This is a genomic window from Clostridium sp. AF32-7AC (assembly GCF_003477925.1).
In the GTDB taxonomy this organism is placed as follows: Bacteria; Bacillota; Clostridia; order Lachnospirales; family Lachnospiraceae; genus Otoolea; species Otoolea fessa.
Genome location: NZ_QUEG01000001.1, coordinates 677,593 through 697,946, shown reverse-complemented (window position 1 = coordinate 697,946; position 20,354 = coordinate 677,593). Strand labels below are relative to the sequence as shown.

General features: G+C 48.7%; 19 protein-coding genes, 1 tRNA gene and 1 pseudogene. 1 reads left to right on the top strand and 20 read right to left on the bottom strand.

Features of this window, described 5'->3' with window-relative positions; translation table 11 throughout:
• Positions 1-12: 12 nt before the first annotated feature.
• The 6 genes from DWZ45_RS03200 to DWZ45_RS03175 form a co-directional block, all read right to left on the bottom strand.
• The gene (locus tag DWZ45_RS03200; RefSeq protein WP_118467567.1) at positions 13-1,377 is read right to left on the bottom strand and encodes a PFL family protein; all 1,365 of its coding nucleotides are present in this window, start codon (positions 1,375-1,377) and stop codon (positions 13-15) included.
• Positions 1,378-1,407: 30 nt separating this feature from the next.
• Entirely contained in the window at positions 1,408-1,680 is a 273-nt protein-coding gene (locus DWZ45_RS03195) for an ACT domain-containing protein (RefSeq protein ID WP_022360436.1), read from the bottom strand.
• Between the two features lie 261 nt (positions 1,681-1,941).
• Positions 1,942-2,739, bottom strand: a complete 798-nt coding sequence (locus tag DWZ45_RS03190) for an MBL fold metallo-hydrolase (protein WP_022360435.1) — start codon at positions 2,737-2,739, stop codon at positions 1,942-1,944.
• A 7-nt stretch (positions 2,740-2,746) separates the two neighbouring features.
• Positions 2,747-3,328, bottom strand: coding sequence for a dephospho-CoA kinase (coaE, locus tag DWZ45_RS03185; RefSeq protein WP_107000385.1), 582 nt, complete (start codon positions 3,326-3,328; stop codon positions 2,747-2,749).
• 19 nt (positions 3,329-3,347) lie between these two features.
• Entirely contained in the window at positions 3,348-6,020 is a 2,673-nt protein-coding gene (polA, locus tag DWZ45_RS03180; protein ID WP_118467565.1) for a DNA polymerase I, read from the bottom strand.
• Between the two features lie 38 nt (positions 6,021-6,058).
• Positions 6,059-6,397, bottom strand: a complete 339-nt coding sequence (locus DWZ45_RS03175; protein WP_022360432.1) for a zf-HC2 domain-containing protein — start codon at positions 6,395-6,397, stop codon at positions 6,059-6,061.
• 207 nt (positions 6,398-6,604) lie between these two features.
• Here DWZ45_RS03175 and DWZ45_RS03170 point away from each other — a divergent pair.
• Positions 6,605-6,687: transfer RNA gene (locus DWZ45_RS03170), tRNA-Leu, on the top strand.
• Positions 6,688-6,762: 75 nt separating this feature from the next.
• On the opposite strand, the gene DWZ45_RS03165 is transcribed toward DWZ45_RS03170, so the two are convergent.
• The 14 genes and pseudogenes from DWZ45_RS03165 to DWZ45_RS03100 all read right to left on the bottom strand — a co-directional run bounded on the left by DWZ45_RS03165 (position 6,763) and on the right by DWZ45_RS03100 (position 20,163).
• Positions 6,763-6,957 (bottom strand): small, acid-soluble spore protein, alpha/beta type, encoded by a 195-nt coding sequence (locus DWZ45_RS03165; RefSeq protein ID WP_118467563.1) that lies wholly within the window; start codon positions 6,955-6,957, stop codon positions 6,763-6,765.
• A 54-nt stretch (positions 6,958-7,011) separates the two neighbouring features.
• A complete protein-coding gene (locus DWZ45_RS03160; RefSeq protein WP_118467562.1) occupies positions 7,012-7,272 on the bottom strand; it encodes a hypothetical protein in 261 nt (86 codons plus the stop codon).
• A gap of 12 nt (positions 7,273-7,284) precedes the next feature.
• Entirely contained in the window at positions 7,285-8,106 is an 822-nt protein-coding gene (locus tag DWZ45_RS03155; RefSeq protein WP_118467560.1) for a DUF1700 domain-containing protein, read from the bottom strand.
• 13 nt (positions 8,107-8,119) lie between these two features.
• Complete coding sequence (locus DWZ45_RS03150; RefSeq protein ID WP_022360428.1) at positions 8,120-8,434, bottom strand: PadR family transcriptional regulator; 315 nt, start codon at positions 8,432-8,434, stop codon at positions 8,120-8,122.
• Positions 8,435-8,726: 292 nt separating this feature from the next.
• Positions 8,727-8,819 (bottom strand): annotated as a pseudogene (locus DWZ45_RS03145) (EamA family transporter); the annotation flags it as partial.
• A 106-nt stretch (positions 8,820-8,925) separates the two neighbouring features.
• A complete protein-coding gene (gene rpsA / locus DWZ45_RS03140; protein WP_022360427.1) occupies positions 8,926-10,008 on the bottom strand; it encodes a 30S ribosomal protein S1 in 1,083 nt (360 codons plus the stop codon).
• The gene (gene ispH / locus DWZ45_RS03135) at positions 9,989-10,840 is read right to left on the bottom strand and encodes a 4-hydroxy-3-methylbut-2-enyl diphosphate reductase (protein ID WP_118467777.1); all 852 of its coding nucleotides are present in this window, start codon (positions 10,838-10,840) and stop codon (positions 9,989-9,991) included. Before ispH ends, rpsA begins: the two co-directional genes overlap by 20 nt.
• 300 nt (positions 10,841-11,140) lie before the next feature.
• Complete coding sequence (locus DWZ45_RS03130) at positions 11,141-12,127, bottom strand: LysR family transcriptional regulator (protein ID WP_106999740.1); 987 nt, start codon at positions 12,125-12,127, stop codon at positions 11,141-11,143.
• Positions 12,128-12,645: 518 nt separating this feature from the next.
• Positions 12,646-13,662 (bottom strand): aminopeptidase, encoded by a 1,017-nt coding sequence (locus tag DWZ45_RS03125; RefSeq protein WP_118467558.1) that lies wholly within the window; start codon positions 13,660-13,662, stop codon positions 12,646-12,648.
• Between the two features lie 518 nt (positions 13,663-14,180).
• Positions 14,181-15,197 (bottom strand): aminopeptidase, encoded by a 1,017-nt coding sequence (locus DWZ45_RS03120; RefSeq protein WP_118467556.1) that lies wholly within the window; start codon positions 15,195-15,197, stop codon positions 14,181-14,183.
• A 266-nt stretch (positions 15,198-15,463) separates the two neighbouring features.
• The gene (locus tag DWZ45_RS03115) at positions 15,464-16,762 is read right to left on the bottom strand and encodes a dicarboxylate/amino acid:cation symporter (protein WP_118467554.1); all 1,299 of its coding nucleotides are present in this window, start codon (positions 16,760-16,762) and stop codon (positions 15,464-15,466) included.
• Between the two features lie 368 nt (positions 16,763-17,130).
• On the bottom strand, positions 17,131-18,123 hold the full coding sequence (locus DWZ45_RS03110; RefSeq protein ID WP_118467552.1) for an FAD-binding protein: 993 nt from the start codon (positions 18,121-18,123) through the stop codon (positions 17,131-17,133).
• A gap of 154 nt (positions 18,124-18,277) precedes the next feature.
• Complete coding sequence (gene pepV / locus DWZ45_RS03105; protein WP_106999736.1) at positions 18,278-19,681, bottom strand: dipeptidase PepV; 1,404 nt, start codon at positions 19,679-19,681, stop codon at positions 18,278-18,280.
• A 32-nt stretch (positions 19,682-19,713) separates the two neighbouring features.
• The gene (locus DWZ45_RS03100) at positions 19,714-20,163 is read right to left on the bottom strand and encodes a GatB/YqeY domain-containing protein (protein ID WP_022360228.1); all 450 of its coding nucleotides are present in this window, start codon (positions 20,161-20,163) and stop codon (positions 19,714-19,716) included.
• Between the last annotated feature and the right edge of the window lie 191 nt (positions 20,164-20,354).

Genomic DNA, 20,354 nt, shown 5'->3' with positions numbered 1-20,354 from the left:
ATGAAACTCCTATTAGTTCTTAAAGCTGTGTACTGGTGCCGGGATACGTCCGGTACGTTTGACAAAGTTGTCGCAGGAGAAACGGTTGACCGGAATGATCGGCGCATAGCCAAGCAGACCGCCGAACTCTGCCGTATCGCCCACTGTTTTTCCGATGACCGGAATCAGGCGGACTGCCGTTGTCTTCTGGTTGATCATGCCGATTGCCGCCTCGTCCGCGATGATACCGGCGATCGTGGTCGCTTTCGTATCGCCTGGGATCGCAATCATATCAAGACCTACAGAGCAGACACAGGTCATTGCTTCCAGCTTCTCAATCGTAAGCGCACCCTCAGAAACTGCATCGATCATGCCCTGATCCTCGCTGACCGGAATAAACGCACCGCTGAGTCCGCCAACATAGGAGGACGCCATGATGCCGCCCTTCTTAACCTGATCATTTAACATTGCCAGCGCTGCTGTTGTACCCGGTGCACCGCTGCGCTCTAAGCCGATCTCTTCCAGAATCTCCGCCACACTGTCTCCGACTGCCGGAGTCGGTGCCAGCGACAGATCAATGATGCCAAACGGAACGCCCAGACGTTTGGACGCCTCCTGTGCTACCAGCTGTCCAACACGGGTGATCTTGAACGCCGTCTTCTTGATCGTCTCACACAGCACCTCAAAGTTCTCGCCACGTACCTTTTCCAGAGCCGTCTTTACAACTCCCGGACCGCTGACGCCGACGTTGATGATCGCATCCGCCTCAGTCACGCCATGGAATGCACCTGCCATGAACGGGTTATCATCCGGCGCGTTGCAGAATACAACCAGCTTCGCACAGCCGAGGGAATCATTGTCCTTCGTTGCCTCTGCGGTTGCCACAACCATCTCGCCCATCAGGCGGACCGCATCCATGTTAAGACCTGTCTTGGTAGAACCGACATTGATGGAGCTGCACACACGGTCGGTGCAGGCAAGTGCCTGCGGGATCGAGCGGATCAGAAGCTCTTCCGCCGGTGTCATCCCCTTGGAAACCAATGCGGAATAGCCTCCGATAAAGTTGACGCCCACTTCTTTCGCCGCCTTATCAAGTGTTTTCGCAATCTCTACAAAATCCTCGCTCTTCTTGCAGGCACTTCCACCTACCAGCGCGATCGGAGTAACCGAGATACGTTTATTGACGATCGGAACCCCAAATTCACGTCCGATGGCATCGCCGATCGATACAAGATCTTTCGCATAAGTTGTAATCTTATTGTAGATCTTCTCATTCATCTTCGCCAGATCACTGTCCACACAGTCTAAGAGGCTGATACCCATCGTGATCGTCCGCACATCCAGTTTTTCATGCGCGATCATGTTATTAGTTTCCAGAACTTCCTGCATGTTAATCATTGGTTTTACGTCCTTTCTGAAAATATTTGCTTAGATTCTGTGCATACTGGTAAAAATCTCTTCTCTCTGACAGAGAATCTTTACGCCGATCTCCTGTCCCAGCTTGTCCAGCTCATGCGCCATATCATCAAAGGATGTCTTGGAACCGGAAATATCCACGATCATCATCATGTTGAAATATTCCTGCAGGATCGTCTGCGTGATGTCAAGAATGTTCATGTTGTGGTCAGCCAGATAGTTACACGTTTTTGCAACGATACCGACGCGGTCCTGTCCAACGATAGTAATAATAATCTTACTCATAGCTTTCATCCTCCTGTGTGCTCTCCGTCCTATGGCGGAAATGTTTTTATGACTTACTAATTTCTATAAAAACTCAACTGCCATCCGGCTGCTGACTTTTACACCTAAAATGATATTCCGTTACTGGACACGTATGCGTGTACAGTAACGATATTTCTGTCAACCCCACACGTTTGTTCATGCCTCCAAGCCATAACCCCAAATATATCTTCTGGCTTGTTTTCAGACTTTGTATAACCAATTTTAATACTTTTACGTCTTCTACACCGTCACAATCTGCGACACTGCATCGCGTTTTGCCACTGTGATCGGGAAATCATTCGCCTTATACGGCGTATCTCCCTCTGTGATCTCCAGACGCACCGTCTCATATGCCAGCTCTTCGTAATTATTTTCCTTACTCAGATGCCCCAGGAAAATATGCTTCAAATTGTCATGCAGGATGGAACTTAAAAGCCGTCCCGCATTTTCATTGGAAAGGTGTCCGTAATCGCCTAAGATACGACGCTTCAGGTAATACGGATACGGTCCTGCCTCCAGCATTTTGACATCGTGGTTGGCTTCCAGCAAAATCGCATCCAGCCCCTGCAGATGGTCAATGATGTACTGGGAATAATGCCCCATATCCGTCGCCACCGCCACCGATCTTTTTTCATTCTGAACCCGGTAGGCAACAGGATTCGCTGCATCATGGTCGATCCGGAACGGTTTGACTTCCAGATCTCCTACCATAAAATCAACATCCGGCGTAATCGGGTGCATCAGATCTTCCGGAATCTCGCCAAGACTCTTGGAATCCTGAATTTCCTCTAATGTCTCTTTTGTGCTGTAAATAGGTGTGCCATATTTGCGCGCCAGCACGCCGAGCCCTTTGATGTGGTCGGAATGTTCATGCGTGATGAGAATTCCATCCAGTTCCCGCGCATTCAGCCCCAGGTCATTTAACCCCATCTCAATACGCTTGTTGCTGATCCCCGCATCCACCAGAACGTGGGTGTTGTCGCTTCCTATATAAATACAATTCCCGCTGCTGCCGCTGGCAATACTAACCATCCGCATATGTATCCTAATCCTCTTTTCCTAAAAATGACGCTATCTGCTTCCGAATATCCTCAATCCCGCCGTTGTTGTCCAACACACGCGTCGCAAAACTCCGGTAATCGTCCTCGGATGCCTGATTTGCCATGATGCCCCGGCATTTTTCCTCGCTGTAGCCGCGGCTTGCCATCAGACGCTTGATGCGGTTTTCCACCGATGTGTATACATACCAGATTTCATCAAACATCGCATTATGGTCGTCATCATAGAGAGCTGCCTCCACAACGATGATCTCCTTGTCGGAATGGTTGATCGCATAGCGGATCTCCTCCCACGCCATCGGGTGGATGATGGCGTTCATCGTCTCCACCGCCTCTTTATTCTGGAAAATAAGCGCCGCCAGCTTTTTGCGGTCAATGCTGCCGTCCTTATTTAAAAAGGAATCACCCAACGCCTCTACCACATGCTGATAGCCTTTCTTACCCGGCTCCATGAGCTGGTGAGCCACTTCATCTGCCTTAATAATTTCCGCGTCAAATTCCTCCTGCAGCACACGCAGGACCTCACTCTTACCGGAACCAACGCCTCCGGTAATACTGATTATCTTCATGTTTATCTGTACCTTTCCATTATTTCGTTTCAAACCACGAATTTCCCGTCTTCATATCGATTTCCAGCTCCACCTGCAGCTGCGCCGCACGTTTCATCTCCGTCGCCAGAATCGACTGCACCTGTTCCAGCTCTTCTTTCCAGGTTTCAACCAGGAGTTCATCGTGCACTTGGAGGACAATGCGGGAACGCAGTCCTTCGCGGCGCAGGCGTTGATCGACGCGGATCATCGCAATCTTGATAATGTCGGCTGCAGTTCCCTGAATCGGGGAATTCATCGCCACACGCTCACCGAACGAACGCTGCATAAAATTGCCGGATTTCAGCTCCGGAATCGGTCTCACACGCCCATACATAGTCTTGACCTCGCCGTATTTCCTGCCCGTTTTTACCAGACCATCGAGAAAACGTTTGACATCCGGGTAGGTTTCAAAGTAGCGCTCAATGTACTCGGTTGCTTCCTTGCGGGAAATACCGAGATCTTCGCCCAGCCCAAACGCGCTGATACCATATACGATACCGAAATTGACTGCTTTTGCATTGCGGCGAAGCTGCGGTGTCACTTCCTCAAGCGGCACATGGAATACCTGCGACGCCGTGATCGCGTGGATGTCCTCCGCCTGTCGGTATGCCTGGATGAGGTTCTTGTCATTCGACATATGCGCCAGCACACGCAGCTCAATCTGGGAATAATCAGCGTCAACCAGCACACAGCCCTCGCGCGGTACAAACAGCTTCCGGATCTCGCGTCCCAGCTCCATACGCACCGGAATGTTCTGCAGGTTCGGCTCTGTACTGCTGATACGTCCTGTCGCTGTGATCGTCTGGTTAAAGGTTCCGTGGATTCGTCCGTCCTCCCGGATAAATGCACCCAGCCCGTCCGCATAGGTCGATTTGAGTTTCGCCACCTGGCGATAGTCTAATACTTTCCGCACAACCGGATACTCCGGCGCCAGTTTTTCCAGCACATCCGCCGCCGTCGAATAGCCGGTCTTCGTCTTTTTGCCGCCCGGCAGGGACATTTTTTCAAATAAAACCTCACCCAGCTGCTTCGGGGAATTAATATTAAATTCACAGCCCGTCTCGGCGTAAATCTCCTGCTCCAGTTTCTCTACCTGCGTCTGGAGGCGTTCGCCGTAGGCTTTCAATTCCTCCCGGCGCACCTGAATACCTTCCTCTTCCATATGGTAGAGGCTGTAAATAACCGGCATCTCTATCTCATAAAAGAGATGCAGCATTCCATGTCTTCGAAGCTGCCCCAGCAGGATTTCCCGCGATTTCCACGCCGTATATGCCATGTAGCAGACACAATTCAACGCTTTCTCCGGCATTGTCTCAAATGCATCCGACAGCGCCGTTTTTCCAAGCAAATCGACCTGTGACGGCACGGTCATATCCAGGTAATCGCGCGCCAGGTCATCATATCCATAGGTATCCTTGAGCGGATTTAACAGATACGCCGCCACGCCTGCGTCCATAACCGCACGGTTTCCTTCTGCATTCCGGATGCCGTCCACGATCCGGCGGCTGTGATTTTTAAGAAATGGAAGCTGGATCTTGAGATCCAGAACCGTCACAGACGGAACCACCTCCATCAGGCGTTCCAGCTCCTCCGCCAGATACTGTCCGGTCAGGAACCCAGCCGCCGGGATCGCATAGATCGATGTCCCGTCCAGGCAGAGTGCCAGTGCCACAACCTCTCCTTTTTCAATCACCAGCTGCGCGCCGATCTCCTCCGCGCGCTGTGCACGGTCAAAAATCACCTGTGCCTCGCCAAAATCATTTACCAGACGGAAAGATTTTTCCATTTCTGATGACGCAAAGGCGTCCTCACCAAATTTCTGCAGAATGGACTTAAATTCCAGCTGCTTCATATACTGATATGCCTCCGGCGTGTAAAGCGAATCCAGCTTCGCCTCCTCCAGCGAAAAACCAATCTCGCAATTGATGCGGATCGTTGCCAGATCCTTGCTCATCTGCGCCATGTCATAATGCTCCCGAAGCGCTTTCTGTGCGCGCGGCGGCTTTACCTCATCAATGTGTGCATACGCATTCTCAATGCTTCCGTAGGTGGTAATCAGGCTGGTTGCCGTCTTTTCACCGATCGATGGCACGCCCGGAATATTATCCGAAGTATCGCCCATCAGCGCCTTTACATCAATAAATTCGATCGGCGTCACCTGATACTCCGCCTTCACATCCTCCGGGTAATAGTCGCGTATCTCCGTCGTACCTTTCGAAGTACGCGGCATCCGAATCTTAATGTGCGTATCTGCAAGCTGCAGCAGATCACGATCTCCTGATACGATAGAAACCTCCACGCCCTCCGCCGCACAGTGTTTCGCGATCGTTCCCAGAATATCGTCTGCCTCATATCCCGCCTTGGTAAGAATCGGCACGCCCATCGCTGTCAGCACTTCCTTCATCACCGGAACCTGCTCATGCAGCTCCTGCGGCATCGGTTTTCTCGTTCCCTTGTATGCCGCATACATTTTGTGACGGAATGTCGGCTCTTTCAAGTCAAATGCCACTGCCAGATAGTCTGCCCCCTCATCTTCGATCACCCGGAACATGATATTTAAAAATCCGTACACTGCATTGGTGTGGAGTCCCTTCGAATTTGTCAACTCCGGCACCCCGTAAAATGCCCGGTTGAGTATACTATGACCATCTATCAGCACTAATTTGCCCATCTGTTTCCGTCTCCTGTTCTATCACTTGTTGCTTTTTTCTATGGTGCCAGCCAAATCCTGACCTGCAGCATCACCGTCACCAATACCGCCATCACGCCCAGCGTATTGACCGCATACTCCATTTTCCGGAAGCGCCACATCCGGCGCACGCGGGCATATGACTCAGCGATCCGCTTCTGCAGTGCGCCCATGATATCAAAAGTACCCGATCCGGTGTCCAGCTGTTTCAGTCCGACATCCACCATAAAATAAATTTCCAATTCTTCCTGACAGTTGCGGCAATGTTCCAGATGCTCCAGAAACGCTTCCAGCTCATCCCCGCTCAGTTTATCCTGGATATACGGCGTCACAAGACGCTCCGCTTCCCGACAGGTCACAGACGCCACCTCCTTTTCCAGTCTGTCATTCCATATGAATTATCATTCACGCATGACGCGTTCATAAACCCATTTGAACCTAATCATACCTTATTTTAATGAAACACGCAAGCCCCTGCGAATGCTTCGCTTCTTAATTTCAAAACAAACAAAAAAACAGTTGCAATCTGTCTCCAATTTTGGTAAGATAAAAAGCGTCGATAGACAGCCGGCTTGTCGGAATGGCAGACGAGGTGGACTCAAAATCCATTGGTGGCAACACCGTGCGGGTTCAAGTCCCGCAGCCGGCAGATTTGAAAGCCCTTGAAAATATTGGATTTTTCCTTTATTTTCAAGGGCTTTTGGTGTTTTCAAGCAAATATCTATCAGCCTTTCTTATCCTGTTTCATCTCCCGCCTTTTCTTCGTCATCAGACCGCCAATCCGCCCGCTCTCCTTGGCAGTCAGGCTTCTCCAGCCATACCGCCGTACCTTGTCCGCCAGTCCAATTTCTTCCGCCACCTCATATTTCAGCCGCTCTGCCGGGGTCATTTTCTCAAAATCCACCTTATTTTCATCCATAAAAAATACTCCTTTCCACCTTGTGTACTCAGAGTATGTCCATTTTCTGGAAAACTATTCGCATTGTTTTTCTCTGTCCAGCTGCTCTTCCATCTCATCCGGCTCGTCGATCTCTTCCGGCAGCTGCTCCGTATCATCCCATATCTCCTCCGAATCTCCCCAGTTATATTTATCCTGAAAATTTTTTTCCTGATCGATCAGAAAATCCAGCCCGGCAGCTGCGCCTCCGATGGCAGCGCCAATCGATGTCACGCCGATTCCACCCACAAAGAGGACGGCGCCTATGATTGCCATTTTTTTCATCCATTTTTTCATTTTCCTATCCTCCTACGCCCTGGCTGACAGATAACCTGCCGCCTGACGGCAAAGCTGAATGATTCCCTTGACTGCCCACGGCAGAAATACACCGTAAAACAGGATACAGCCGCATATCAGAAGCAGACAGCTGCCCTCTGCCGCGATACCCAATCCGATGAACATCAGTCCCATCGCAAAATGTTCAAACAGACTCGCCGTACCCAGAACAAACAGCATAATTCCGCCAACAAACACCAGCACCGTCATCAGTCCCAGCACCACCAGTATCGCTGCCAGTGCGACTGCCAGCCCAAAAACACTTCCCACAGTTCCCGTTACCAGCGAAAAGATAAATGGAAGAACTGCAAGCACTACCAGAACTGCCACAACCATTCCAATCTTGGAACCGGTTATTTTTTCTTTTAAGCAATGCAGCATCTCGCTCAGACGGCTTCTTTGATTCTCATTGGATGCCGCATTTTCTCCCGTTTCCTCATCCCGAAATTCCCGGAATGGGGCATCCTCGGTTCCAGCCTGAAATCCTGCTTCTTTTTCTCGTTCTCCCTGTTCTGCCCCACCGCTTCTGGATAAAGTCGTCCGCTTTTCTTCAAACCGGCTGTCATTGTACCCCCGGTCTGTAAATTCGCCGCCACTCCATTCACTCTGCAGCTCCATCCGGATTACCTCGGCAATATGCTCCGGACTCTGAAATTCTGCAAGTACCTCTTCTTCCTTCTCCGGTCCCGCTTCCTCCAGATAATCGCGGTAATAGTCAATCGCATCCCGTTTTTCTTCTTCCGGAATATCCTGCAAGAGCGCTTCCAGCCTCTCTAAAAATGCTTCTTTTTTCATGATCTGCCTCTCCTTATCCCTCTTTCAGTATCTCTGAAATTTTTCCTGCATACACGTTCCACTCACCCCGGTAAAGATTCAGCTGAATCCGTCCCGCCTCCGTTATTTTGTAATACCGTCGGTTTCTGCCGTCGATCGCCCGGTCATATGTTTCCAGGCAGTCATCCTTCTGAAGCCGCCGCAACACCGGATAAAGCGTGGACTCCGATATTTCGATTGCCTGACGGACATCCTGCGTGATCTTATACCCATATGTTCCTTCTGCAGATTTTGATACAACTGAAAGGACGATCGCATCCAGAAGCGCAGCTCCTGTATTAAAAACCATCTTATCCCTCCTAAGATTCACTGATTTAAAATATAATATTTTTTCTTGTTTAATATTATATGTTATATAATATTGTACCTGAATTATATATCAGTGTATCTTCTTTGTCAATATTTTTCCAAATATCCTTATGACTCACTCCAATCCATCTTTCTGCTCCCACAACCCTTCACCACGCCGTATCCCGCTCCTCATCACGCAAAAAAACAGACCGTACAACCTATGTTCCATCACATACGCCATACTGCCTGTTTTCATTTTTATCTTAATAAAATCACCAAATAGCTTTCTACAGCACCAGAAACAGCCAGCTCTTTCTTCCAATCCCAGAAATACCCAACTGCGTTCCGGTCAAGAATACCATGCCCCACGCCATCACAAAAACGGCTGCCACCTCCACATTCTTCCTGTGGAAGTGACAGCCTGATGATTCTTTCATCCTCCGACTGACGCACTATCTGTCCGATGAGAAACTAGCGTCAACCGTTTGATTAGTTTTCTTCTGCTTCCTGATTCTCAAGAGCTTTCATGCTCAGGCTGATCTTGCGGTCTGCCTCGTTGAAATCAACTACCTTAGCAGTGATAACCTGTCCTACGCTCAGTACGTCGGATGGTTTGTCAACATGCTCTCTGGAAATCTGGGATACGTGAAGAAGTGCATCTACACCTGGCTCCAGCTCAACGAATGCGCCGAAATCAGTCATACGTGCTACCTTGCCTTCTACTACGTTGCCTACAGCATATTTCTCAGCTGCGTTTGCCCACGGATTGCTCTCCGGGAACTTTAAGCTCAGAGCAATCTTCTCGCCGTTGATATCTTTGATCAGAGCTTTTACTTTATCGCCTACTTTGAAAACCTTCTTCGGGTTCTCAACTCTGCCCCAGGACATCTCAGAGATGTGAAGCAGACCGTCAGCGCCGCCAAGGTCGATAAATGCACCGAAATCAGTTACATTCTTAACAACACCTTCTACGGTCTGACCAACAGCGATCTTCTCGAATAATTCTTTCTGCATAGCAGCTTTCTTCTCAAGCAGGATCTGCTTGCGGTCGCCGATGATACGGCTTCTTCTTCCGCTCGGATTGAACTCGGTAACTACGAACTCAATCTCCTGACCTGCGTACTTGGATAAGTCTTTATCATAAGTATCAGAAACCATGCTTGCCGGAATGAATACACGGGTTCCCTCAACCTCTACTACGAGACCTTTCTCCATAACCTGTGTAACTTTCTCTTTCAGAACTTCCTTGTTCTCGAAAGCTTCTTTCAGACGTTTCAGACCCTTATCAGCAGCCAGTCTCTTGTAAGATAAAGCAGCCATGCCCTCTCCGTCGTTTACTTTCAGAACTTTTGCTTCCAGTTCGTCGCCGACCTGAACTTTGGTTCTAAGATCTACGCCCGGCTCATTGGTGAATTCGCTTCTTGTGATGATGCCTTCGGATTTGCTTCCAGCGATGCTGAGAATGATTTCGTCTTCCTTGACACCGATAACCTGACCGGTAACAGCCTCTCCTGTACGTAATCTCTTGAATGATGATTCTTCAAACATTTGTTCAAAACTTAATTCTGACATTAGTATGAACCTCCTCGATAATTTGATTTGGGGTCGATGCCCCGGCTGTAATACCTACGCTGCGCACAGTACCTGTTATCTCAGGCTTGAAATCTTCCAGTGTCTGAATGTAGTAAGTGTGTTTACATTCCCTGCGGCAAATCTCATACAACTTTTGTGTGTTAGAACTGTTCTTGCCTCCAATCACAATCATAACATCAACCTGTGAAGCTATCTGCCTCGCCTCAACCTGTCTCTCCTGTGTTGCATTGCAAATCGTATTTAAAACAAGTATATCATAATACGTTTTTGAAATTTTTTCAACTAAATCTTGAAATTTATTGTAGTTAAATGTCGTCTGCGCCACGATACAGAGCTTTTCATCCGGTCTGAGTGCCAGATTTTCAAATTCCTCCAGTGACTCGACTGCCAGAGTATACTCATTTCCCCAGCCTTTGATACCCTCGACCTCCGGGTGGTGCTCATTTCCCACGATAATCACGCGGCGTCCGGCTTCGCACTGTTCCCGGACAATCTTGTGGATCTTTTTGACAAATGGACAGGTCGCGTCCACAAGCTCCAGTCCCTGGCGTTCCAGGAGTTCATAGATCTCCCTGCCTACGCCGTGGGAACGGATGACGACCACGCCTTCTTTCAGGGCTTCCAGTTCCTCCTTCGAATTGATGACCTGTACGCCCTTCTCTTCCAGATCCCGCACCACCTCTTCATTGTGGATGATGGGACCGTAGGTATAGATCGGCTTCTTCCCCGTCGCTATCTGATCATATACCTTCTCGACTGCCCGCTTCACGCCAAAGCAGAAGCCAGCCGTCTTCGCAACTGTGATTTCCATGTTCCTGCCCGCCATTCCTCCTATTCCTCATCGTCTTGGATAAATAAATCCCCTCTGTCTCCTTCATAAAATCCACCTTTGCTCCTGTCTCTCATAGCATCCCGCGAATTCTCCAGAATAGAAATTCTTCCGCCTTTAATCGGCAACTCATTTACCCTCATTGTTATAGTTTATCATACTTTGGACTGCTGGTAAAGTCTAAATCGACGTAAAATTATATAAAATTTACACGATTAACTGATTTTGCAACCGCATTTCGGAATTTACGCCGCATTCAGTCCCTGTCTTCGGAAATTGCCGTTACTCCTTTTGCCTCCCGGCAGCCGGATCGGCGTCCGGATCATCCGACCGGATGCCTGCTAGACGCATAAACTCACGCATCGCCGCCGTCACATAACGCCCCCGCTTGACCGAAAATGTGATCTCCCGCTCAGACAACGGGTCGTCTATCTTATAATAGACCAGCCTCGGGTCCTCCGGACGCCACTGTACAATATCAGAACGCACAAACATCGCTCCAACCCCATTGGAGACGATATTTAAAGAAGTCAGCACCTGATCCACCATCATCACAGTTTTCATCGTAAAACCGCTGTTGCGGCACATTTTCGCGCCTCGTTTATACATATCATTGCCCGGTTTCATCGTGATAAACGGCACATCCTTAAATTCCTTTAACGGAACTGCCTCCACCTCCGGTTTTAAAAAGGACTTGGACAGAATCTCCTGCCTGGACAGTCGGTATGGCTGCAGCTTCCGGTTAACCGGAAAACTTTCCGGAACTGCCAGAATCAGATTTTCCTTCCGGAATAAATACCGTTTGATCGAAGTATCGTCCTTCTCCATCGCCGTCTCCAACACCAGATCCAGCGACTCATTTTCCAACCCCGCTTTCAGCTCCCGCGTATTTCCTTCTGTTAGGTCAATCGTAACCTGCGGATATTTTGTCTGAAAACGGGCAATCAGATCCGGATACACAAACGAGCAGAAATAAGATGCACCGCCGAGCGCCAGCGTGCCGCCCTGAAGCCCCGCAATATCTTGAAAATACCGTTCCAAATTCCGTTCCAGAAAAAGAATCTTTTCAACGGTACGGATGTAATACGCGCCCTCCTTCGTCACCGTCAGCGGAATCGTACTGCGATCAAAAATCGGCGCTCCCATCTCTTTCTCTGCCTTCCGCACCATGTTGCTGAGTGCTGGCTGGCTGATAAAAAGCTTCTTCGCCGCTTTGGAAAAACTCTTTTCTTTGTAAACCTCATACACGTACTTCATTTCATTCAGCATTTGTCAATTCCCCCTGTCCATTTTCCATCCTGCTTTGCTTAAATGATGTTACGGTTCTTGCACACATGACCCATAACGAATTTTGCCATGGCTCTACACTTAAATATGGCTGATCCGCTTTCCCATATCTCTATGCTAAAATCTGCTATAAACGAATATAACCGCCATATCTAACAGTTATTTTTTATTGTTATTATTTTATCATAAGATTTCTATATCTGTAAACAAATAAACTGTATTTTCCGTCCGTTTTCAGGCAGAATCCAGCTTATTTTACAAAACTTCCAGGTGCGTGAATCAGCACTCAAAAGAAGCTGCGAACACCTGCGCTCTGCACATCTAAGGCAGCTAACCTGCGTCCACAGCTTCCATTTTTAATATGGAGGTTTATTCAATTCCTAAGCTTTTACAAATTCCTGATGTTTTATATTGCGGCTGCTCAAGGGGAAATCACAGCCGCAATTCATGCAGTCTTTCATTGACAATTCGTTCTTGATATTTCTTAATATATAGCCATATTATTTGTCGCCCAAACAAACAACCTTGCCGTCTTTTACGATCAGAACTTCTTCTGGTGTTCCCTCGTCGAAGATAACGGTCGGATTGTACTGTACCATGTCGATATGTACGGTCGAGCGTGCCGGCTGTCCATAGTAGAAGCCGTTGCCCATTGCGATGTGGCAGGTTCCTCTTGCCTTCTTCTCTTCCTCGAAGTCTCCGTTGAACATACAAGCCGGGTTAAGTCCAAGTCCGATCTCTGCGATGTTGTCGGAATCTTTAACTTCTGCGATCTGACGGCGGATTTCTTTACAAATCTTCGGATCGCCGCCAACTACCTCTACGATGCGCCCTTTTTCGATTCTTAACTCAACCGGTGTGGTCGGGCATCCATAGTAGCAGATAGGTCCATCAATTACCAGTTTGCCATGGGTTGTGTCGATCACCGGTCCTAAGGAAACCTCGCCGTCAGACCAAGCCATTGCATCGCCCGGATTTCTCGCGATACCGCACTCGATGATCGGATCCATCTGATTCATTTCCATGTACAGGTCGGTACCAGCCGGTGTGGTGATGTGAGCCATCTTATGACCTCTCCAGATAGCCTGCAGTTTCTCGCCATCTGCGTAAACTGCTTCGTAGTCTGCCAGAGCGCCGCCTCGTGTGAAGTTGTCGATATTTCTTAAGCAGATAGAAACCTCGCGAAGTTTCTTCTGGTTGATGAGCTCTTTCAGGTGGTTATTGTAGATAGCTGCACCGGATGCGGTGGTCATGCCGACAAATACATCGCAGGCATCCATGCCAAGTTCCAGAGATTTCGGGAAGATGGTTGCTTTGTCTTTTCCACGAATCGGCATCATGTATACGCCGTACTCAGCGCCGCAGTTTAAAGCGGCTGCTGCCATCGCCTGGGTCATTCTCTCATCGGTCTGAGGGTCAACGACAATCAAAACTTCCTCGCCCGGTTTTACAGCCATCAGGTTGCCAAGAAGATACTGTGCACGTTCCATACATTCGATAATTCTGTTATCACTCATAACTCATTCTCCTCGCTTTTGTTATTATTTGACAGTCTCTGCATCCAGCCGATTTAAGCTATCTGCCTGTCATTGTTCTCTGTTTCATAGCTGTTTATTTAGTTTTTTCTGTTCCTCATGAGGTTTGACTATATACTATCAAACCCGCACACACTTATAAACAAATATACCCATTTGCGAATATGTTATAAATATTTCGTGATAAGGGGTTTACCATCCTGCTGGAAGCATTCCCAGTGCGCTGAAAATTGCGTAGAATACGGTACTGCCGTACAGCAGGACGATAATCGCCTGCATCGGCTTGCTTGCCATCCAGCCGCAGTTCCATACCGGCTCAATGTCACCTGTTTTTCTTGCTCGGGAGGCGGTACTTCACATCCAAATCAGACTTAAAAATACCAAGAATCCCCGTTCAGCCGATACACTGGCTGAACGGGGATTCCTGGCGTCATACAAAACAGTAAGGTATATTTATATGGTTATAATTGGGGTGAACTGTCTAGTTGGATGCAATAGTTTTATTTGTCGCCCAAACAAACAACCTTGCCGTCTTTTACAATCAGAACCTCTTCTGGTGTTCCCTCGTCGAAGATAACGGTCGGATTGTACTGTACCATGTCGATATGTACGGTCGAGCGTGCCGGCTGTCCATAGTAGAAGCCGTTGCCCATTGCGATGTGGCAGGTTCCTCTTGCCTTCTTCTCTTCCTCGAAGTCTCCGTTGAACATACAAGCCGGGTTCAGGCCAAGTCCGATCTCTGCGATGTTGTCGGAATCTTTGACTTCTGCAATCTGACGACGGATCTCTTTGCAGATCTTCGGGTCGCCGCCGACTACTTCTACGATACGACCTTTCTCAATCTTTAACTCAACCGGTGTGGTCGGGCAGCCGTAGTAGCAGATAGGTCCATCAATTACCAGTTTTCCGTGGGTTGTATCGATAACCGGTCCTAAGGAAACTTCGCCGTCAGACCACGCCATTGCATCGCCCGGATTTCTTGCGATACCACACTCGATGATCGGCTCCATCTGGTTCATTTCCATGTAAAGGTCTGTACCAGCCGGTGTGGTGATGTGAGCCATCTTGTGGCCTCTCCAGATTGCCTGCAGCTTCTCGCCGTCTGCGTAAACAGCTTCATAATCAGCCAGTGCGCCGCCGCGTGTGAAGTTGTCGATGTTTCTTAAGCAGATGGAAACCTCACGGAGTCTCTTCTGGTTGATGAGCTCTTTTAAGTGGTTATTGTAAATCGCTGCACCGGATGCAGTAGTCATGCCGACAAATACATCGCAGGCATCCATGCCAAGTTCCAGGGATTTCGGGAAGATGGTTGCTTTGTCTTTTCCACGAATCGGCATCATGTATACACCGTACTCAGCGCCACAGTTTAAAGCGGCTGCTGCCATCGCCTGGGTCATTCTCTCATCGGTCTGAGGGTCAACGACAATCAAAACTTCCTCGCCCGGTTTTACAGCCATCAGGTTGCCAAGAAGATACTGTGCACGTTCCATACATTCGATAATTCTGTTATCACTCATAATTCAAATCTCCTTTTCTTATCTGATTTTTCTGATTTTTTGCGCCGTTGCAAAAAGGTTCGCATTTTCTGCGTTGTATTCTTTTTTATTTGAATCCGGAAAACAGATTCTTCTCAGGGCCGGGTGCCCCATGTGCCGTTTTATCTGAATATTTCCTGCCTCTTAAGCCGGAATATTCTTCGCTCAAAGCATTCGGTCAATCTACCTATTTCCATTTTCCGGATGATATACTGATTCACATATTTGTTAACTACTTTCCAGCCGCCTTACGCTGCTTTCTTCTGTTCTACCTGATTGAAAACATCGTGGTTCAATTCACCCTGCATTTCAGAGATACAGACAGATGCTACCAGGTCGCCTACAGAGTTAGTAGATGTGTGAATCTGGTCGATGATACGATAGATTCCAGCTACCAGCGCGTATGCATCCAGCGGAAGTCCCATCTGGGTCATCAGGGTTAAGCTGATAACCAGACCAATCTGCGGAGTTGCTGCACAGCCAACGCTTAAGAAGGTCGCCTGTACAACCAGCATAATCTGCTGCTGAATACTTAACTCTACGCCGTACAGCTGTGCGGCAAAGAGAACAACGATACCAAAGTATGCACACGTTCCGTTCATCTGAGCGGTACATCCAAGTGGAAGTACGAAACTCGCAATATCTCTCGGAACGCCCATCTTCTTCGGTGCTACTTCCATTGATACCGGAAGAGCTGCTGAAGAAGTACAGGTACTAAATGCGATCATCCAAGGTTCAAACGCTTTGCGCCAGAACTTCATCGGATTTACCTTTCCAATCACGGTAAGGAAAATGCCGTATCCAACAGTACTCATGATAATGCAGGCAAGATAATCAGTTAAGATGAATTTCAGAACCGGTCCGAAGATGGCAACGCCATATTTTGCAAGTGCTACAGTCATCAAACTGAATACGCCGTAAGGGATGATTCCAAGAATCATGTCGATAACCTTAAACATCGTCCGTGAACAAAGGCTGATGATGTCACATAACTGCTGTGCTTCCTTGCCAATGCTGATGATGGCAAATCCAAGAAACAGGGAGAAGACGATAATCTGCATCATCTCGCCGCTTGTCAGTGCCTGAAATGGGTTGGACGGGATTAAGTCGAGCAGTGTCTGGTAGATACCCGGAAGTTCTTTCACCTCCATTGCTGTCTCTGCCGTTCCCAGCTGCAAGCCGCGTCCCGGTTTGATGATATTGGCAAGTATCAGACCGATGGTTGCTGAAATACCGCCAGTTGCTAAAAACCAGATGATGGTTTTAACGCCGATGCTTCGAAGTTTCTTGATATCACCCAGTGAGAGCGCCGCGTCGATGATACAGAAGAACACCAGCGGAACGACAATCATCTTGATCAACTTGATAAACAAATCTCCAATGAACTGGAAGAACGGAAGGACATATCCGTTAATGATCTCATTCTCCACGCCGCCCATAAAATTTAAGACGTAACCAAACGCAATACCTGCAAACAATGCAATGAATATTTTCACGTACAACGGAGTTTCTTTTTTCTCCGCCCCATTTTTAGTTTTCTCCACCATGTAATACCCCCTTATGTAATGGTTTTTTATTTCTCGTGTTCCTCATGAGGTTTGACTACATAGTATCAAAAAGCCAGATTATTATAAACAAATATATCGAATCGCGAATAAGTTATAATAATTCAGTGATACAGAGTTAGTTCCAACTTACTTTTTAGGTATTGTCTCCGTAATAAAAACAATTTTATTTTTGCAAATCAGTTCCGTGCTGTTTTCTGTAAAATACCAAAAGCGGGTAAAAGTTTTTTCGCTTTTACCCGCTTCTTGCTTGAACCTTCTTCTTAAAGGTTCCATATTTTATTTCTATTTATTTCGTCTGCATCATCTACTGTTTTAGAAATGGCATTACAGGTGAACCAGCTTAGCTTTTACTGGTTATCCGAAACATAAACCGCTGCTTCTGTTCCTGCAGTCGAACCAAACATAACCGCCTCGGTCAACTCATTGCCGGAGAGCACACCTTCACCGTCTACTGCCGCTGACAGGATTGGACCTGCTGCATAAAGACCATTGATCAGCTCGCCGCTATCTTTGTTTAGCTGTTCCGCATTGTTGCTGACAACCAAGGCAGCTGCCTTTCCATCTGCCTCATATACCTGAGATTCCTCAAAAACCGGAATCAGGGAGACATCGGTCGCTACCAGTGCCAGGCAGTCAATCTCCTGATCCTTGCCGTCCACCGTCACAGTGATGCGGTCAAGCGCACCTTCTTCATTGTAAGCGACGCTCTTTAATTCTGCCTTATATTCAACCGGAATCTTCAGCTCTTCGACTTTTTTAAGCAGCGCTTCCTGTGCAAGCTCGTTCAGATTTCCCTCTTTTGCCGGGAAACTGCGGGCCACCGAGGAACCTGCCTCCTGTGCCAGATCGCCATACTCCATTCCCAGTGTGTCGGCAAGCCAGTCTTTCGCCTCTTCGCTGTTCTCCGATACATATGCCGCCATATCCGAATTGTTCGTATTATTTCCTGCCGTCATAATATCGGACAGATAAATCTCAAAATCATCCGTAAGATTCGCCTGGAACTGCTCATCCGTATCGGCTGCATTGACATACGGTGCCATCTCCGTCATATCTGCCGCCAGCTCTTCGCCCGGTGCCAGAATCAGGATCTTCGACGGATCCATGCCCTCGGCTGCCGCCTGAACCGCCGCGATCAGTCCGGCGCTGTCTCCGCCTGCGATGACAAGCTGTGCATCCGATGCTTCTGCCTCTCCGGCCGCTTCGGTTGCTTCCTCGCTTGCCGCTGCACTCTCTGCCATATCTGCCTTACTGCCGCATCCCGCCAGTGCCGCTGTTCCCAGAACCGCTGCCGCCGTCAGAATCCCTGCCTTTTTAACTGTATGGAATGATTTTTTCATAATCGTTCTCTCCTTTCCCTCTCGCCGGAGTTCCTGCAGCCGTCTTCAAACATGCACAGTACCTCTCGGTTATGGATTTCAGTCTAACATAGAACCTGCGGCGAATCAATTAAGGTTTCTTTAATTCTTACGGCGGAAAAAACGAAATTTTCTGTTACTTACACAAATCCGCAATCACCTGTGCAAAAATCTTCGCGCTTGCCACCAGATCACTCACATAGGCAAATTCATCCGCCCCATGCATACGGTTGTCCACGCCCGGCATCGACGCGCCAAATGCAACGCCGTTTTTCAGGTCATGCACATATGTGCCGCCGCCGGTGTAGTTGCACTCGCCCTTGTTGCCGGTATAAAGCTCATAAGCATTTAGAAGTGTTCTGACAAACTCGGAATTGCCGTCTACAAAATGCGGCTCTCGCAGCTGCGGGGACTCTAACTTCATGCCGTGGGACGCAAGTTTTGCCTCCACCGGTTTCAACAGGTTGTCATCATTGCCGCCGATCGGGAAACGTCCGTCAAAGTACGCTTCCATCCGTGTCTCCGTCATCGTAAGCATCGTGAATGCCAGAGACAGCGCTCCGGATCCTTCTGCCTGCATCGCCACGCCAAGCGCCTTACCCTCGGTATCATTCCACGGGAAGCACTCAGTCAGGCTGTGAATCAGCTTCGTCTGTCCGCAGGATGCAAATGGCAGGCGATCCAGAAGCAGAAGCAGGGATGCCAGCGCATTTTTGCCTTCCTCTGGTGTCGAGGCGTGTGCGCCCTCACCGACTGCGGTGATCACGATCACATCTTCCTCTGCCTGAAGTTCAAACTGTACGCCAGTCTCCTTCGTCACGCCCTCTGCCATCGGACGTACCTCTTCCTCGGTCAGTCCTGTAATTGTCGCATGCGCCTTGCCCGGAACAACATTGATCTTGATGCCAGCCTCGATAGACAGGATCCGCGCATTCTCCGTCGATACCTCAAAAGAAGCTGTCACATGCCCCGGGAAACGTCCTTTTTCGATATTGATAACCGGGAACGAAGCATCCGGGGAAAATGTCATCGGCGCTTCCTTCTCCACTTTATAATAATGTTCAATATCGCTGCTGCCGCACTCCTCATCTGTTCCCAGAATCAGGCGGACATTTTTTGTCACCGGGATTCCCAGTTCTTTGACCGCACGCATCGCATACAGAGCTGCTACCGCCGGTCCCTTGTCATCCGCCGTGCCGCGTCCGTACAACTTTCCGTCTTTTACAATCGGTTCAAACGGCTGTGTCACAGTCCAGCCCTCGCCTGCCGGGACAACATCCAGGTGTGCCAGAATATCCAGCTGGTGCTCACCGTCGTTTAAATCGGCGGTTCCTACATAATTATCGTAATTGTTGATGGAAAATCCATACTCTTCCGCCATTTTGAGTGCCTGTGCCAGTGCGCGGCTCGGACCTTCGCCGAACGGATCGCCCTCCTGGTATGCCGAACGCTCGCTGTTGATGCTGCACAGCGTGCATATGTCATCTAACATCTCCTGCTTGTGCGCCTCGATATACTGCTCGATTTTCTTTTTATACATAAATCTTCCGCCTCGTTCTTTTCCTTTGGTTATTATTTGGACAGAATTCCAGCCAATACCTGGTTCACTACCTTTCCGTCTGCCTTGCCCTTTACCTTCGGCATCAGGGTTTTCATGATTTTGCCCTTGTCAGACGGTGCCGGATTTTCAATGCCAAGCTCTGCCAGAACACTTTTGATCACCTCTGCGATCTGCTCTTCGGTCAGATCCTCCGGTGCAAATTCCTGATAAACTGCCAGACGTGCCTGTGCCTCCTCGCGGATATCCGCACGATCTGCCGGAGCCAGTTCCAGAGTCTCCTTCGTCTGCTTGATCTCTTTCTTTACAACTGCGTCCGCCTCTTCCTCAGTCAGCGGAGAACGCTTGTCGATCTCCGCATTTTTCAGTGCGGATAACAGCATGGATAAGGAATCTTTTCTTGCTTTGTCTTTTGCTTTCATGGCTTCTACCATGGCTGCACGTACTACATCTACTCTGCTCATATGAAATGTCTCCTTTTCTGATTTTTTCTATATTTTCACCATGCCCAGGTGGGACGATGGGAACCCTCTCTTGTTTCACCATGCCCAGTGGTGCGATAGGGACTCTCTCTTGTTTTACCATGCCCAGAGGTGCAAAACCTGCGGTTTCACACCCCTGTCCGGCTGCGCCGTATAGCAGAAATCCCCCTTTC

Coding starts and splice junctions, on each gene's coding strand:
- DWZ45_RS03200 (WP_118467567.1), bottom strand. CDS start 1,377: ATGATTAACATGCAGGAAGTTCTGGAAACTAATAACATGATCGCGCAT.
- DWZ45_RS03195 (WP_022360436.1), bottom strand. CDS start 1,680: ATGAGTAAGATTATTATTACTATCGTTGGACAGGACCGCGTCGGTATC.
- DWZ45_RS03190 (WP_022360435.1), bottom strand. CDS start 2,739: ATGCGGATGGTTAGTATTGCCAGCGGCAGCAGCGGGAATTGTATTTAT.
- coaE (WP_107000385.1), bottom strand. CDS start 3,328: ATGAAGATAATCAGTATTACCGGAGGCGTTGGTTCCGGTAAGAGTGAG.
- polA (WP_118467565.1), bottom strand. CDS start 6,020: ATGGGCAAATTAGTGCTGATAGATGGTCATAGTATACTCAACCGGGCA.
- DWZ45_RS03165 (WP_118467563.1), bottom strand. CDS start 6,957: ATGGATGAAAATAAGGTGGATTTTGAGAAAATGACCCCGGCAGAGCGG.
- DWZ45_RS03160 (WP_118467562.1), bottom strand. CDS start 7,272: ATGAAAAAATGGATGAAAAAAATGGCAATCATAGGCGCCGTCCTCTTT.
- DWZ45_RS03155 (WP_118467560.1), bottom strand. CDS start 8,106: ATGAAAAAAGAAGCATTTTTAGAGAGGCTGGAAGCGCTCTTGCAGGAT.
- DWZ45_RS03150 (WP_022360428.1), bottom strand. CDS start 8,434: ATGGTTTTTAATACAGGAGCTGCGCTTCTGGATGCGATCGTCCTTTCA.
- rpsA (WP_022360427.1), bottom strand. CDS start 10,008: ATGTCAGAATTAAGTTTTGAACAAATGTTTGAAGAATCATCATTCAAG.
- ispH (WP_118467777.1), bottom strand. CDS start 10,840: ATGGAAATCACAGTTGCGAAGACGGCTGGCTTCTGCTTTGGCGTGAAG.
- DWZ45_RS03130 (WP_106999740.1), bottom strand. CDS start 12,127: ATGCTGAATGAAATGAAGTACGTGTATGAGGTTTACAAAGAAAAGAGT.
- DWZ45_RS03125 (WP_118467558.1), bottom strand. CDS start 13,662: ATGAGTGATAACAGAATTATCGAATGTATGGAACGTGCACAGTATCTT.
- DWZ45_RS03120 (WP_118467556.1), bottom strand. CDS start 15,197: ATGAGTGATAACAGAATTATCGAATGTATGGAACGTGCACAGTATCTT.
- DWZ45_RS03115 (WP_118467554.1), bottom strand. CDS start 16,762: ATGGTGGAGAAAACTAAAAATGGGGCGGAGAAAAAAGAAACTCCGTTG.
- DWZ45_RS03110 (WP_118467552.1), bottom strand. CDS start 18,123: ATGAAAAAATCATTCCATACAGTTAAAAAGGCAGGGATTCTGACGGCG.
- pepV (WP_106999736.1), bottom strand. CDS start 19,681: ATGTATAAAAAGAAAATCGAGCAGTATATCGAGGCGCACAAGCAGGAG.
- DWZ45_RS03100 (WP_022360228.1), bottom strand. CDS start 20,163: ATGAGCAGAGTAGATGTAGTACGTGCAGCCATGGTAGAAGCCATGAAA.